12 protein-coding genes are annotated in these 14,793 nt (G+C 62.1%); 10 read left to right on the top strand and 2 right to left on the bottom strand.

The genetic code is table 11. The annotated features are described in order from the left end of the window. Nucleotides 1-163: 163 nt before the first annotated feature. Nucleotides 164-1,321, bottom strand: coding sequence for a S9 family peptidase (locus tag CXF97_RS01135; RefSeq protein WP_101155369.1), 1,158 nt, complete (start codon nt 1,319-1,321; stop codon nt 164-166). Nucleotides 1,322-1,380: 59 nt separating this feature from the next. Then, nucleotides 1,381-2,343 (bottom strand): LysR family transcriptional regulator, encoded by a 963-nt coding sequence (locus CXF97_RS01130; protein WP_101155367.1) that lies wholly within the window; start codon nt 2,341-2,343, stop codon nt 1,381-1,383. 258 nt (nt 2,344-2,601) lie between these two features. Between CXF97_RS01130 and CXF97_RS01125 the strand changes: the two genes are divergently transcribed. The 10 genes from CXF97_RS01125 to CXF97_RS01080 all read left to right on the top strand — a co-directional run bounded on the left by CXF97_RS01125 (nt 2,602) and on the right by CXF97_RS01080 (nt 14,786). After that, a complete protein-coding gene (locus tag CXF97_RS01125) occupies nt 2,602-3,543 on the top strand; it encodes a VOC family protein (protein ID WP_101155365.1) in 942 nt (313 codons plus the stop codon). Nucleotides 3,544-3,552: 9 nt separating this feature from the next. Further along, nucleotides 3,553-3,915, top strand: coding sequence for a Rieske (2Fe-2S) protein (locus CXF97_RS01120; protein WP_101155363.1), 363 nt, complete (start codon nt 3,553-3,555; stop codon nt 3,913-3,915). 134 nt (nt 3,916-4,049) lie between these two features. Next, a complete protein-coding gene (locus CXF97_RS01115) occupies nt 4,050-5,183 on the top strand; it encodes an FAD-dependent oxidoreductase (RefSeq protein WP_101155361.1) in 1,134 nt (377 codons plus the stop codon). A 56-nt stretch (nt 5,184-5,239) separates the two neighbouring features. Next, nucleotides 5,240-6,937, top strand: a complete 1,698-nt coding sequence (locus CXF97_RS01110; protein ID WP_101155359.1) for a DUF1302 domain-containing protein — start codon at nt 5,240-5,242, stop codon at nt 6,935-6,937. Nucleotides 6,938-6,949: 12 nt separating this feature from the next. Then, entirely contained in the window at nt 6,950-8,338 is a 1,389-nt protein-coding gene (locus CXF97_RS01105; protein WP_101155357.1) for a DUF1329 domain-containing protein, read from the top strand. Between the two features lie 59 nt (nt 8,339-8,397). Then, nucleotides 8,398-9,495 (top strand): YCF48-related protein, encoded by a 1,098-nt coding sequence (locus CXF97_RS01100; protein WP_101155355.1) that lies wholly within the window; start codon nt 8,398-8,400, stop codon nt 9,493-9,495. A gap of 4 nt (nt 9,496-9,499) precedes the next feature. After that, nucleotides 9,500-11,974 (top strand): RND family transporter, encoded by a 2,475-nt coding sequence (locus tag CXF97_RS01095; protein ID WP_101155353.1) that lies wholly within the window; start codon nt 9,500-9,502, stop codon nt 11,972-11,974. Further along, the gene (locus CXF97_RS01090; protein WP_101155351.1) at nt 11,964-13,211 is read left to right on the top strand and encodes an MFS transporter; all 1,248 of its coding nucleotides are present in this window, start codon (nt 11,964-11,966) and stop codon (nt 13,209-13,211) included. Before CXF97_RS01095 ends, CXF97_RS01090 begins: the two co-directional genes overlap by 11 nt. Nucleotides 13,212-13,224: 13 nt before the next feature. Beyond that, nucleotides 13,225-13,806 (top strand): cupin domain-containing protein, encoded by a 582-nt coding sequence (locus CXF97_RS01085; RefSeq protein ID WP_101155349.1) that lies wholly within the window; start codon nt 13,225-13,227, stop codon nt 13,804-13,806. Continuing rightward, nucleotides 13,803-14,786 carry a fumarylacetoacetate hydrolase family protein gene (locus CXF97_RS01080; RefSeq protein ID WP_101155347.1) on the top strand — a complete coding sequence of 328 codons (984 nt, stop codon included), beginning with the start codon at nt 13,803-13,805 and terminating at the stop codon, nt 14,784-14,786. Before CXF97_RS01085 ends, CXF97_RS01080 begins: the two co-directional genes overlap by 4 nt. The last annotated feature ends 7 nt before the right edge of the window (nt 14,787-14,793 follow it).

Raw genomic sequence — 14,793 nt, 5'->3', positions numbered from 1 at the left:
CGCTCCCACGGGGGATCGCGGTTGACCTGACGGAGCACGGTCGTTTGTAGGAGTGAGCCTGCTCGCGATAGCAGTGGGGCAGGCGCCATTTGTGTCGAGGCGGACGGCCTCTTCGCGAGCAAGCTTGGTCCTCCACGGTGGTGTGGTGTTGCTGACTAAGCGCTTATGCCGTACGGCCGCCCAATGTTTCGGCAACCCAGTCGGCGATGTAGTGGCCGGCGTTGATGCTGTTGTCGAAGCTGGAATGCTGCACGCCGCCTTCGCGCTCGGTGAAAATTTTCAGTTCGCATTTCGGACTGTTGACCAATTGCTCATAGGTGCGATGCGCCCACTTCAGCGGGATCTGCGAGTCCTGCTCGCCATGGGTAACCAGGAACGGCACTTTGATGCGGTCGAGCACGCCGTCGAGGTGGACGTTTTCGGCGATGCTCATGAATTCTTCAACATCCTTGGCACCCCAGACCCAGCAGACGTGCGCCCAATAATGCGGCACCGGGAAACTGCCTTCCTTTTCCAGACGGCGCTTCTGCACGTCGCGCCAGTCGTGGTTAGCGCCCCACACTACGCCGCAGGCGAAACGCGGTTCGAACGCCACCGCACGGGGGCAGTAATAACCGCCGAGGGAAACGCCTTCAAGACCGATACGTTTGGCGTCGACGTCATCCCGGGTCTCCAGCCAGTCGACCACGCGACTGGCCCAGTGCTCGCTGTCGTAGCGTGCAGTCAAACCGTGCAGGCGCAGCGCTTCGCCGGTGCCGGGCTGGTCGATGATCAATGACGATACGCCACGCTTGGCCAGCCAGGCCGGGAGGCCGACGCGGTATTTCATTTCCTTGGTCGAATCCAGACCATTGACCTGCACCAGAATCGGCGCTGGCCCGTCGACGCCTTCGGCGCGCACCAGCAAGCCGGACAGATGCTTGCCCTCATAGGGAATTTCCACCCGCTGACAGTTTTCCTGCGACAGTTCGATGCCGCGTTTGAAGGTTTGCACAAAGCGCTGATACAGCTCGGTACGCCCTGGCGCGCCATGGGCTTGCAGGCGTTCGCAGGTCAGATAGTAAGTCGCGGCGCGGTTGTATTTTTCGCCGGCCGAGAGCAGGCGGCCATGACCTTCGTCTTCTTCGGCCAGACCGCAGAGCTTGTCGGCCATTTTGGCCCAGGTCTCGCGAAACGCCTTGGTGCCGGCCGCGTCCGGTTGCTTGGCTGCCTCTTGCAGCGGTGCGCACATGGCCTCGATTTCGCCCATGCGGGCGCCCATTTCAATGGCCAGGTCGACCGAAAGATTCCACACGTAGTTGGTCGGGAAGTAGCGGAACATGATTTTTGTTGTCCTTGTGGTTGCCTTGGCATTCGCAAGGCACGTTAAGGATCAACCGGCTAATTGGCCAATCGTGACGGCGGATACGAGGTATCGCGAGACTCGATAGGCGGCTGCTCCAGATGCTGGATGAACTCGCTGATGCGTTCGCGCAGCCAGCGGTGCATGGGGTCGCCGTCGACGCTGCGGTGCCACAGCATGTACTCGCGCATCAGCGGGATTTTCACCGGCGGGGGCAGGATGCGCAGCGGCAGATAGCGCGCATACAGGTTAGCCAGACGCTGGTGCATTGTGGCGATGCGCTGGGTGCCAACCACCAGTTGCGGCAGAGTGTTGAAGTCGCTGGTGATCACCTCGATGCGCCGATTGAAGCCGTACTGGTTCATGAACCACTCTTCGATACTCATGTGCCGAGTGCGGCCGAAACCCACCGACACGTGGCCCATCTGCATGTACTGCTCGAGGGTCAGGCTGGCGCCGACCGCGCTGTTGCTCTGGCACACCACGCAAACGTGTTCCTCTTCGAACAGCAGTTGGGAAGGGTGGCCTTCGATGATGTAGCGCTCCGGCACGATCATCAGATCAACCTCGCCGCGCACCAGCAATTCGCCAGAGTTGTCGCTGGGGCCGAGCATTTCGAAAGTGATGTTCGGCGCCTCCTGATGGATCTTCTGGATCACTTGGGCGAACAACACGCTGATCAGGTAATCCGAGGTCACCAGGCGAAAGTGGCGTTTGCTGGTGGTGGGGTCGAACACCGGTTTGGCAGTGATCGAGGACTGAATTGTCAGCAACACTTCGCGTACCGGTTTCGCCAGCTCGGTCGCGTAGGGCGTGGGCTGCATCTTGCGCCCGACCTGAACCAGCAACTCGTCTTCGAAGTAAGTGCGCAAACGCCCAAGCACGCCGCTGGTGGCGGACTGGGTCATGTGCAGGCGTTCGGCGGCGCGGGTGATGTTCTGTTCTTCGAGCAGCACATCGAGCGCCACCAGCAGGTTCAGATCCAGGTGGTTGAAACGCATGGGCAGGTCCGCTTGTTGTATTTATTTTGCCAATACCTTCGAACGATTCCATCGACGCGTCAACCACCGATGCAGGTATCGCGTTTGTCGATAGGTCGCATCCCGACTCGCGATTAGTCAGCTGCCGAGCCTTGCGCCAATCTCCGCCGCAGTCGGCCCCCAGTCGCCGACACCACCACCGGGTTGCAGCCTGGCCCGACGCACTTTGGCGTCTGCGGCGGCGGTGACCGGATCATAATTTCAATGGAGTGGTAAGCCATGAACATCATTGGCCTTGATGCCCTGATCTTTGGCGTCGATGACATCCAAGCCTGCACCGATTGTTTACGCGATTACGGCTTGGCGCCGATCGGCGTCGACAGTCACGGCGGGCGTTTCGAAGCACTCGACGGCACCGCCGTGATTCTGCGCCGCGCCGACGACCCCGATCTTCCGGCGGCTATCGGCCCCGCGCCGTCGATTCGCGAAACCGTTTATGGCGTCGGCGCGCTCAGCGACCTGGACGCCATCGAAGACGAACTGGCCCGCGACCGCCCCGTCAGCCGCGACGCCCAGGGCGTGCTGCACAGCGTCGATGACATGGGCTTTGCGATTGCCTTTCAAGTCAGTGTGCGCAAGGCCTACAGCGCCCCGGCTGATCTGACCAACGCTGCCGGCCATGCGCCACAGCGTCCGCTCAATCAGCCCGGCATCAGTCCAGAGATGAGCGCCATCCCGCGCACCCTGTCGCATGTGGTGTATTTCGTCCCTGACGCGGCCAAGGCCGAGGCGTTCTACGCCCAGCGTCTGGGCTTTCGCACCACCGACACCTTCATCGGCGCCGGACCGTTCATGCGTCCGGCCGGCTCTGATGATCACCACTGCCTGTTCATGATCCAGACACCGCCGCACATGAAAGGCTGCGAGCACTTCACCTTTCACATGGGCAGTGGCACCGAAGTGCTGTTGGCCGGCACGCGCTTCGAGCAGAAGGGCTGGACCAGTTTCTGGGGCCCGGGGCGTCACCTGTTTGGTTCGAACTGGTTCTGGTACTTCAACAGCCCGCTGGGCTGTCATATCGAATACGACGCCGATATGGACAAGCACGATGACGCCTGGGAGGCCCGGCGTGCGCCGCTGTCGGCGGACAATTCGCAGCTGTTCCTGTTCGGCAGCAAGGAAAAGTGGGCACCCGGCGGCCCGCCACCGAAGCTTGGTTGAGGCCGTGCCATGAGTGAGCGCGAGTGGCCGTTGTGTCGCCTGGATGAATTGCTGGAAGGGCAGGCGCGTGGCTTCGATCCGTTGCAGCAGGGCCGCGACAGTCTGTTTGCTCTGCGCCATGACGGTCAGGTGCGGATCTATCGCAACCGTTGCCCACATCTGGACGTGCGCATGGAGTACCGCAAGGACCGTTTTCTGTCGGCCGATGGCCAGTTGATCGTCTGCTATGCCCACGGCGCGCAGTTCCTGCCGAGTACCGGCGAATGCGTCTACGGCCCGTGTCTGGGGCAGTCGCTGGAGGCATTGGCCTCGCGCGAAGAGGACGGTTGGTTGTGGGTGTTGCTGCCCGAGCCGAGGCCAGTGTCGGGGTAAATCGAGGTATCGCGTACGGCGATACATCGCATCCCCACTCGCGATTAGTCAAATCCCTGCTTTGCCGGGAAGCTTCACCCAACGACGCAGTGCCCGACGCTGCTTCGATCACAAGAATAAAAAGAGAGTGAGCCATGAGTGCAGTGAACAACGTTCTGATCGTGGGCGGTGGTATTGGCGGCTTGTGCGCGGCCATCGCGTTGCGGCGCAAAGGCATCGAGGTCGACCTGATCGAGCTCAAGTCCAAGTGGACGGTCTACGGCGTCGGGATTATTCAGCAGAGCAACGTGGTACGCGAGATGGCCAAACTGGGCGTGCTCGACGGTTATCTCGATGCGGCTTACGCCTTTGAAGATGTGGCCATCTACGGCCCGGGCGGGCAGCAACTGGCGCGTATTGCGGGGCAGCGTCTAGCCGGCCCGCAGTACCCGGCCAACGTCGGTATTTCGCGACTGGCACTGCACAAGGTGCTCAGCGAAACTGCCCTTGGGCTTGGCGCGAAAGTGCGTCTTGGCCTGAGCGTCGAAACGCTGGACGACAACGGCCAGCAGGTCGACGTGCTGTTCACCGACGGCAGTCGCGGTGTCTACGACCTGGTTGTCGGGGCCGACGGTCTGTTCTCGAAAGTGCGCAGCCTGGTCTTCGGCGACACCTACACCCCGCGTTTCACCGGCCAATCGGTATGGCGCTACAACTTCCCCCGCGCACCACAGATCGATCACTTGGCCAACTACCAGAGCGCCGAAGGCAACGCCGGGCTGGTGCCGCTGGCCGGTGATCTGATGTACCTGTTTCTGACTTCGCACGAGCCGTCCAACCCATGGATGGACCCGGCCGATCTCGCCCCGCAGATGCGCCAACGCCTGCAAGGCTTTACCGGCCTGATTGGCGAACTGCGCGAGCAAATCACCGACAGCGGCCAAGTCGTTTACAAGCCGATGGAAGTGGTGTTCGTCGATGAGCCGTGGCATCGCGGGCGGGTGCTACTGATTGGCGATGCCGCTCACGCCACGACTCCGCACCTGGGCCAGGGTGCTGGCATGGCCATCGAAGATGCAATCGTGCTCAGCGAAGAACTCACCCGCGATTCGTCCGCCATGAGTGTCGAGGCGCAGTTGCAGCGCTTCATGGCGCGGCGATTCGAACGTTGCAAATACATCAGCGACAGCTCGGTGCTGGCCGGCGACAAGGAGATGCAGCACGACCGCAGCTTCGATCGCATCGGTCTGGTCAAGCAGATGCTCGCGCGTACGGCGGAGCCCATCTAGCCGTTCAAACGCCCCACCCACAGCAGTTACCACTATAAAAACAAGAGGTTAACGCGATGGTTAGTTCTACGACTGCGGCGCTTGCGCGTCGCCGGGTCTGCTCGTCTGCACCCTTCGGTTTGAGTATCGCTGCCGTGCTGGTGCTGTGCAGCCAGGCGGCGCAGGCGTTCGACATCGATACCGGCAACCCGGATTTCAAATTGCGCTGGGACAACACGGTGAAGTACAGCGCCGCGTGGCGCACGCAAAACCCGAGCAGCAAATTGTCCGAAGGTCAGGTTGCGCTGAATCAGGACGACGGCGATCGCGCATTCAAGAAAGGCCTGATCTCCAACCGTACCGACATCCTGTCCGAACTCGATCTGTCGTATCGGGATTTCGGCGCACGCTTGAGTGGCGCGGGGTGGTACGACACTGAGTATCAAGGCAGCAACGACAACAACGATCCGTCTCGTGCCAACGCGCGCTCGGTGGATTACGACGAGTTCACCGATGACACCCGTCACCTGCACGGTGGCGACGCGGAAATTCTCGATGCTTTTGTGTACTGGAACGGCGAACTGGCCGACCGCGCGACCTCGGTGCGCGCCGGGCGTCACGGCCTGATCTGGGGCGAGAGCCTGTTTTTCGGCGCCAACGGCATTGCCGGCGGCATGGCCCCGGTCGACGTGGTCAAGGCGCAGTCGGTGCCGAACACACAGTTCAAGGAAATCACCCGACCGGTCAATCAACTGTCGGGTACGTTCCAGCTGACCGACGACGTCTCGCTCGGTGGCTACTATCAGCTCGAATGGGAAGAGACACGCCTGCCGGCGGCGGGAAGCTATTTCTCCACCAGCGACACCATCGGCGAGGGTACCGAGCGGCTGATTGTCGGCGCACCGTTTCCGGCGTTTCTCGGCGGCAATCCAGCCAGCCCGGCGGCGTTTTTCCATGGCAATGACAAGGAAGCACGCAGTTCGGGGCAGGGCGGTCTGCAGCTCAAATACAGCGCCGAAAGTGTCGAATACGGCCTCTACGCGATCCAGTATCACGACAAGACGCCCAAGCTGTACCTGAAGCCCTCGGCCGGCGCGCCCAACTTCAGCAGCGGTCAGATTGGCGAGTATTACTGGGTCTACCCGGAAGACATTCGCGCCCTCGGCGCCAGTTTTGCCACAACCATGGACGAGTACAGCTTCGCTGGTGAGGCGTCGATGCGCTGGAACATGCCGCTGATCTCCAACGGCCAGACCGTGTTGCCAGGCGTCGTCGCCGACAACGATGACGACGCGCTCTACGCGGTGGGTCGCACGGCCCACGTCAATCTCAACGTGATCGCCTCGTTCGGCCCGAACTTTCTTGCGCGCGAATCCGGACTGGTCGGCGAAGTGGCGTGGAACCGCCTGCTCAGCGTGACCAAAAACCGCGCCGCACTCGACCCCAACGCTACCGACGATGGCCTTGGTTTCAAAGTGGTGTACACGCCGACCTACCGGCAGTTCTTCTCCGGCATCGATATCAGCATCCCGGTGGGCGTCAGCTACTTCCCCTTGGGCAAATCGGCGGTGGTCAGCTCGTTCGGCCCGGACAACGGCGGCGACATCAACCTCGGCATCACCGCCACTTACCTTGACCGCGTCACCGCCGGCCTGACCTACACCCATTACTACGGGGCCGAGGACACCAACCTCAACGGCCTCAGCCAGTTCAATTACAAACAATCGCTGAAGGATCGGGATTACCTGGCCTTTTCCGTCAAGACCACGTTTTAAGAGGACTTGCGCATGACTGTTCATCACCATCACCGCGCCTTTCGACTCAAGGCTGTGTGCTTTGCACTGCTGGGTTCGCTCGTTGTTCTGAGCCAATGCGCAACCGCCGCCACTGCCGAGGAAGCGGCGAAACTGTCGACGACCCTGACGCCGATGGGCGCCGAGCGTGCCGGCAACGCTGACGGCAGCATTCCGGCATGGCAGGGCGGTTACACCAGGGTCGATCCGTCGTACAAACCGGGCGGCAAGCGCAGTGACCCCTTCGCGGCGGACAAACCGCTGTTCAGCATCACCTCGAAAAACCTCGCGCAGTACGCCAGCAAACTCAGCGATGGCAGCAAGGAAATGTTCAAGCGTTACCCTGAAACCTATCGCATCGACATCTATCCGACCCGGCGCTCGGCCGCCGCACCGCAGTGGGTGTATGACAACACGCTGAAAAACGCGACCCGCGCCAGACTGGTCGAAAGCAGCGCCGGGCCAGTGCCGGAAGGCGCATTTGGCGGCATTCCGTTCCCGATCCCGCGCAACGGCGCCGAGGCCATGTGGAACCATGTGCTGAACTGGCGCGGCACCTCGCTGGCCATGCATTTTCGCCATTACCTGATGACCGCTGACGGCAAGTCGGTAATGACCACCGATGGCCAGGCGATTCAGGACATGCCGTATTACTACCAGGACGGCTCACCCGAGACATTCGCTGGTGATTACTGGCTGTTCCGTCTGCTCAACGTCGGTCCGCCGCTGCGTGCCGGTGAGCAGATCATGGGCCGCACCAACATCAACGGCGACAAGTCACAGGCTCACGTTTACCTGACTGGCCAGCGCCGAGTGCGCAAATTGCCCAACGCCTGCTGCGACACGCCGACCCCGGCTACCGCTGGCGTGATGTCGTTCGATGAGTTGAGCGTGTTTCAGGGGCGCATGGATCGCTTCGACTGGAAACTGGTCGGCAAGCAGGAAATGTACATCCCTTACAACACCAACAAGGTTCTCACCGCCAACAAGCCCGAAGACCTGTTTTCGGCGCATCACATGAATCCTGATTACGTGCGCTGGGAGCTGCATCGCGTGTGGGTGATTGATGCCGAACTGGCACCGGGCAAGCGTCATCAGTTGCCGAAGGGCCGCTACTACCTCGACGAAGACACCTGGCAAGCGATGCTCGGTGATCGCTGGGACGCCAACGGCCAACTGGCCAAGACCCTGTGGTCGCTGCCGGCAGTGTTGCCGGATCTGCCGGCGCAGGCGCAACTGTCTTCGGGGTTCTATGACCTGACATCCGGCGCCTGGTTTATCCAGAACGTCTACACCGGCCTGCCCGAGCAGTACGGCGTGGTCGATCGCTACAAGCCTTCGGAGTTCTCGCCGGCGGCGATGGCGGGTGCGGGCGTTCGCTGAATCGGGCCAGATCGCGGCGCAGGTCGCGGTCCGGTTTCACACAGGTTTTCGAGGTGGGTATGAACAGAATCTGTCAGCTGATGGGCTTGCTGACGTTGGCGTTGCCTTGGGCGTTGCCCTTGAGCGCCGCCGAGGCGGCGGTCGGCGATGTGTTGAGCACGCCGGCAATGCATGCGCCGCAGGCTGAACGCGCGGTATTGCTCGACCTGGCGCGTGCCGGCGCGCGGCTGGTGGCGGTCGGCGAACGCGGCATTGTCTTGCTCTCCGATGACAATGGCGCCACCTGGCGCCAGGCATCAGTGCCAGTGTCGGTGAGCCTGACGGCGGTGCAATTCGTCGATGCCGATCATGGCTGGGCGGTCGGCCATGGCGCAGCAGTGCTGATGTCCGCTGACGGCGGTGAAACCTGGTCGCTCCAACTGGACGGCCGTCGCGCCGCGCAGCTCGAACTGGACGCCGCCCGCACAGAAATGGCCAATGCCAGCGACACCGATGCCGCTGCCGTGCGGCTGCAAAACGCTGAACGCCTGATCGCGGAAGGTGCGGACAAACCGTTTCTGGCGCTGACATTCACCGATGCCCGCCACGGCTTGATCGTTGGCGCCTATGGCCTTGCGTTCAGAACCGAGGACGGCGGGGCGAGCTGGCAGTCGCTGATCGGCCAGATCGACAACCCGGCAGGCGCGCATTTGTATGCGCTCGCCGCGCACGGTGCGCAGTGGTTCATCGCCGGCGAACAGGGTTATCTGGCGCGCTCCAATGATGGCGGACATTCTTTCGCTGCTCTGGACAGTCCTTACAGCGGCAGTTTCTTTGCTGTTCAGGTGCGCGACGACGGCACCTTGCTCGCGGCGGGTTTGAAGGGCAACGCCTTCGTGTCCCGCGACAACGGCAGCAGTTTTGTTCCGGCGCCAGTGCCGATGCCAGTGTCCTTCAGTGACGCGATCCGCACCGTCGACGGCCAGTTGCTGTTGGTCAATCAGGGCGGCGCACTTTTCCGCACTCAAGCCGATGCGCAGGCACAGCTAAAGCCTTACGGCGCGCCGTTGGGCAAACCGGTCGCCAGCGTTGTGCAGGCCGCCGACGGCAGTCTGGTGCTGGCCGGGTTCACCGGGTTGACGCGCTTGGCAGCGCCCACCGTTATTGCTTCGGAGTGAGGTTATGAATTCATTCGACAACGCCACGGCCAGCCTGGCGAGTTTCGATCCGCGCTCCGGTTCGCTGGTGGAACGCACGCTGTTCAACCATCGGCTGTGGGTCTTGCTGGTGTGTCTGGTCACTACGCTGCTGCTGGGTTATCAGGCCATGCGCATCGAACTGAATGCCAGTTTCGAAAAGATGATTCCGACGCAACAGCCGTACATTGCCAATTACCTTGAGCACCAGAAACAGCTCAGCGGTCTGGGCAATTCGCTGCGCATCGTCGTCGCCAATCGTCAGGGCGATATCTATGACGCCGACTACCTGAAAGCCCTGCAGGCCTTGAGCGACAAGCTGTACCTGCTGCCTGGTGTCGATCGCGCCTATATGAAGTCGTTGTGGACACCCGCGACCCGCTGGGTCGCGGTGACCGAAGACGGGCTGGATGGCGGCCCGGTGATCCCCGACGATTACGCTGGCACTCAGGCGAATCTCGATGCCTTGCGCCGCAACGTGCAACGCTCCAACGAACTCGGGCAACTGGTAGCGTTCGACCAGACCTCAAGCATCATTTACGTGCCGCTGCTGGCAACCACCAGCGATGGCCAGGCGCTGAATTATTCGCTGTTGTCCGAGCAACTCGAAGCGCTGCGCAGCGAATACCAGAGCGACAAAATTGGTATCCACATCACCGGTTTCGCCAAGAAAGTCGGCGACCTGATTGAAGGGCTCAAGCAGATTCTGTTGTTTTTCGCCGTGGCGATTCTGATCACCACCGCTGTGCTGTTCTGGTACACCCGCTGTCTGCGCAGCACCGTGCTGGTGGTGTTCTGCTCGCTGGTGGCGGTGGTCTGGCAGCTCGGCCTGTTGCCGCTGCTCGACTATCAGCTCGATCCCTATTCGGTGCTGGTGCCGTTTCTGGTGTTCGCCATCGGCATGAGCCACGGCGCGCAGAAAATGAACGGCATCATGCAGGACATCGGCCGTGGCATGCACCGCGTGGTCGCCGCGCGTTTCACCTTTCGCCGGTTGTTCCTGGCCGGGCTGACCGCGCTGCTGTGTGATGCCGTGGGGTTTGCGGTGCTGATGCTGATCAAGATCCAGGTGATTCAGGATCTGGCAGTGATCGCCAGTATTGGCGTGGCGGTGCTGATTTTCACCAACCTGATCCTGCTGCCGGTGTTGCTGTCCTATGTCGGCGTCACGCCACGCGCCGCGCAACTGAGCCTGAAAAGCGAGCAGGGCGAACAGGCCGGCCAGCGCCGCCATGGCTTCTGGCGTTTTCTCGATCTGTTCACTCGGCGGCGCTGGGCCAGCCTGTGCATCGCGGTCAGCCTGGCGCTGGCGGCGCTTGGATTTATCGTCAGCCTGCAACTGAAAATCGGCGACCTCAATGCCGGTGCCCCGGAGCTGCGCGCCGACTCGCGCTACAACCAGGACGACGCTTTTCTGACCCGGCACTACGGTGCCAGCAGCGACCTGTTCGCAGTGATGGTCAAGACGCCGCCCGGGCAATGTGCGCGCTACGACATTCTGGCCAAGGTCGATGCACTGGACTGGCAACTGCGTGCGCTGCCGGGGGTGGATTCGACCAACTCGCTGGCGTTGCTCAACCGACGCATGCTGGTCGGCCTGAGCGAAGGCAGCGCCAAGTGGTACGAACTGCAGAACAATCAGGCGATGCTCAACATGATCACCGCCAGTGCCCCGCGCGGTTTGTACAACGAGGATTGCAGCCTGCTGACGTTGTACGCCTACCTGACCGACCACAAGGCCGAAACTCTCACGCGGCTGGTCGAGCACGTCGAGCAATTCGCCGCTGCGAACAACAATCAGGATGTGCAGTTTCTCCTCGCCGCCGGCAATGCCGGCATCGAAGCGGCGACCAACATCGTCGTCAAACAGGCCAACCGCGAGATGCTGTTCTGGGTCTATGGCGCGGTGATCATCCTGTGCCTGATTACCTTCCGTTCCTGGCGCGCGACGCTGTGCGCGGTGATTCCGCTGATGGTTACCTCGATCCTCTGCGAGGCGCTGATGGTCTGGCTGAACATCGGGGTCAAGGTGGCGACTTTGCCGGTGATTGCCCTCGGCGTGGGTATCGGCGTCGATTACGCGCTGTACGTGATGAGCATTCTGCTCGGCCATTTGCGCCAGGGGGCGAGCCTGTCCGAGGCCTATTACCGAGCGCTGGTGTCGACTGGCAAAGTGGTGATGCTCACCGGAATTACCCTCGCGATTGGTGTGGCGACGTGGATTTTTTCACCGATCAAGTTCCAGGCCGACATGGGCGTGCTGCTGGCATTCATGTTCGTCTGGAACATGGTCGGCGCATTGGTGCTGCTGCCAGCGCTGGCGTATTTCCTGCTACCGGCTCAGCGCACTCAACGCGGCGCCGAAGCTTCGGTCGAGGTGATCAGCGTGGCGCAACCGCCCAGTGCTGTGGTCGCCAACGTTCATCCATCGCGACAACGGGAGATCTGTCATGGCCGTTGAATCTGCAGTGCCAGACCACCGCCGTGAAGCCGGCCTGATGCAATCGCTGCTGTTGCTGCTCGGCAGCTGTCTGCCGGTGCTTGGCGCGGTGTTGCTCGCGCCGGTATTGCCGCGCATGCAGGCGCATTTCGCCGAGGTATCGGGGAGTGCGGTGCTGGTGCCGATCGTGCTGACCCTGCCCGCGTTGATGATTGCCTTGCTCGCGCCGTTTGCCGGGATGATCGCTGATCGCCTCGGGCGCAAGCCGCTGTTGCTGGCCAGCATGGCGCTCTATGTGCTGTGCGGCGTCTTGCCATTGTGGCTCGAGTCGTTGCCGGCGATCGTCGCCAGCCGCGCCGGCATCGGTCTGGCCGAGGCGGGAATCATGACTTGCTGCACGACATTGATGGGTGATTACTACAGCGGCGCGCGACGTGAACGCCTGTTCGCTTTGCAAATGGTCGCGACCTCGTTGTCAGCAGCGGTGTTCATCGCCCTCGGCGGTTTTCTCGGCCAGAACGATTGGCGCACGCCGTTCGCGCTGTACGCGGTGGGGCTGATCTTTCTGCCGCTGATGGCCTGGCAACTCTGGGAGCCGCAACCGCGTGTGCCCATGGCGGCAACCCTGGCGCAGCCGGTGAAACGTGCTTTCCCCTGGCGCGCGCTGACGCCGATGTATGCGCTGGCCCTGCTGGCCGGGCTGAGCCTGTTCATCGTGCCGGTGCAGGCCGGTTATCTGCTCAACCTGCTGCACGTCGATGCGCCGCAGCAGATCGGCATGACCATGGGCGCCAACCAGCTCGGCGTGCTTGTCGGGGCCTTGAGTTTTCGCCTGCTCAGCGGCTTGCGCAGTCAGCATTTGCTGCTGATTGCCTTTGGGCTGGCCGGTGCTGGCGGCTTGCTGATGGCCGGCGCGAACAGCCATGTGCAAGTGGTGGTTGCGGTGCTGGTAAACGGTTTGGGCATCGGTTTGATGTTGCCAACGCTGATCACCTGGATCATGGCGCAAGTCGGTTTCGAGCAGCGCGGGCGCGCTGCCGGTTGGTTTACTGCAGCGATTTTCGCCGGTGAATTCGTCAGCCCGTTGGTGGTGCTCGCCATCACCGCCGGCGCTGTTTCCGTTTTGCCACAAGCCTTGGCCGTCATCGGTTGGCTGCAATTGGTGGTGGCGCTGTTTTGTCTGTCCGTACCGAGGCTCGGCGGTTTGTTGCCGGGTGCGGCTGTCAGCAGTCAAGACTCCATCGGCAACGGCCATTGAACGAGGAATTTCCATGCAAGCGCTTCCCCCCTTCAAACGCGTGGTCACCGGGCATGATGCCGATGGCCGCGCAGTGATCGCCAGTTGCGGCCCGACCGCCAGCGTATTCGCCCTGCAAGCGGTGCCCGGCACGGTGTTTCATGAACTGTGGAACAGCAGCGCCAGCCCGGCTGTCCTCGACAACGGCGGCGACCCGACGGACAAACCGTTGCAACTGAGCCCCGACCCGCACGGCAGCGTGATCCGCGTGGTCGACATTCCGCCGGACAGCATGCAGAACCAGATCAGCGCCGTGGATGCAGCGGCAGTGTTCGCCGAGATGGGTCAGTCCGAGGCCGGCACTGGCGATGCCAGCGTCCGGCACAGGTTGATGCATCGCACTGAAACCCTCGATTACGGCATCGTTACCGAGGGCGAAGTGTGGCTGGTGCTCGACGATCAGGAAGTCCAGCTCAAACGCGGCGACGTGGTGGTCCAGCGCGGCACCAACCACGCGTGGAGCAACCGCACCGAGGCCATGGCTCGCATGGTTTTCATTCTTCTCGACGGGCGCTTTGCCGCCCAACTGCAACAACGCCAGGGAGCCTGGGCATGAAACTCGCCACAGTAAAAAACAACACCCGCGACGGTCGGCTGGTCGTCGTTTCGCCCGATATGATTCACGCGCTGGACGCCAGCGCTGTCGCGCCGACCCTGCAATACGCCATTGAAAACTGGCCGCTTGTCGAGCCGCGCTTGCAGGCCCTGGCACGGCAGCTGGAAGCGGGCGACGCCCGCCACGCAACGGACTTCGATCCCGCCCAGGCCATGGCGCCGTTACCGCGTGCCTATCAGTGGTGCGACGGTTCGGCGTTTCTCAGCCACGGCGCGCTGATGCAGAAGGCGTTCAACCTTGAGCCCATTGAAGGCGCCGATCGCACGCCGCTGATGTATCAGGGCGCCGGCGATGATTTCATCGGCCCGCGCGATGACATCGAGTTGCCCAGTGAAAGCCAGGGCATCGATTTCGAAGGTGAGTTTGTCGTGCTGGTTGACGACGTGCCGATGGGCTGCTCGGCTGAAGACGCTTTGGCGCACATCAAACTGATTCTGCAGATCAATGACATCAGCTTGCGGGCCCTGGCGCCACGGGAAATGCGCACCGGTTTCGGCTTCCTGCAGGCCAAGCCATCGTCGAGTTTTGCGCCGCTGGCGATCACCCCGGACGAACTTGGTGAGGCGTGGCGCGACGGCCGGGTGCATTTGCCGCTGCAGGTCGAGTGGAACGGCGAACGCTTCGGCCAGCCCCACGGCGGGCAGATGGATTTTCACTTCGGTGAACTGATCGCTCACGCCGCACTGACACGGCGTCTGCGCGCCGGCACGCTGATCGGGTCAGGGACCGTCTCTAACGCTGAGCGCAGCGCCGGCTCGGCATGCATCGCCGAGCGGCGCGCCATTGAAATGATCGAGCAGGGCGCTGCGCAAACCGGCTTCATGCGCTTCGGTGATCGGGTGCGCATGGACGTTACGGGCAGCACTGGTCGCTCGCTGTTCGGTGCCATCGACCAGCGCGTCGTCAAAGCCCATGGCTGAGGAACGC

The organism is Pseudomonas sp. Choline-02u-1, from assembly GCF_002836515.1.
In the GTDB taxonomy this organism is placed as follows: Bacteria; Pseudomonadota; Gammaproteobacteria; order Pseudomonadales; family Pseudomonadaceae; genus Aquipseudomonas.
This window is presented reverse-complemented; position numbering and strand designations above follow the sequence as displayed.

What these genes read in the sequence shown, in the direction of transcription:
- CXF97_RS01090 (WP_101155351.1), top strand. Translation starts at nt 11,964, where the DNA reads ATGGCCGTTGAATCTGCAGTGCCAGACCACCGCCGTGAAGCCGGCCTG.
- CXF97_RS01135 (WP_101155369.1), bottom strand. Translation starts at nt 1,321, where the DNA reads ATGTTCCGCTACTTCCCGACCAACTACGTGTGGAATCTTTCGGTCGAC.
- CXF97_RS01110 (WP_101155359.1), top strand. Translation starts at nt 5,240, where the DNA reads ATGGTTAGTTCTACGACTGCGGCGCTTGCGCGTCGCCGGGTCTGCTCG.
- CXF97_RS01085 (WP_101155349.1), top strand. Translation starts at nt 13,225, where the DNA reads ATGCAAGCGCTTCCCCCCTTCAAACGCGTGGTCACCGGGCATGATGCC.
- CXF97_RS01120 (WP_101155363.1), top strand. Translation starts at nt 3,553, where the DNA reads ATGAGTGAGCGCGAGTGGCCGTTGTGTCGCCTGGATGAATTGCTGGAA.
- CXF97_RS01080 (WP_101155347.1), top strand. Translation starts at nt 13,803, where the DNA reads ATGAAACTCGCCACAGTAAAAAACAACACCCGCGACGGTCGGCTGGTC.
- CXF97_RS01100 (WP_101155355.1), top strand. Translation starts at nt 8,398, where the DNA reads ATGAACAGAATCTGTCAGCTGATGGGCTTGCTGACGTTGGCGTTGCCT.
- CXF97_RS01095 (WP_101155353.1), top strand. Translation starts at nt 9,500, where the DNA reads ATGAATTCATTCGACAACGCCACGGCCAGCCTGGCGAGTTTCGATCCG.
- CXF97_RS01130 (WP_101155367.1), bottom strand. Translation starts at nt 2,343, where the DNA reads ATGCGTTTCAACCACCTGGATCTGAACCTGCTGGTGGCGCTCGATGTG.
- CXF97_RS01105 (WP_101155357.1), top strand. Translation starts at nt 6,950, where the DNA reads ATGACTGTTCATCACCATCACCGCGCCTTTCGACTCAAGGCTGTGTGC.
- CXF97_RS01125 (WP_101155365.1), top strand. Translation starts at nt 2,602, where the DNA reads ATGAACATCATTGGCCTTGATGCCCTGATCTTTGGCGTCGATGACATC.
- CXF97_RS01115 (WP_101155361.1), top strand. Translation starts at nt 4,050, where the DNA reads ATGAGTGCAGTGAACAACGTTCTGATCGTGGGCGGTGGTATTGGCGGC.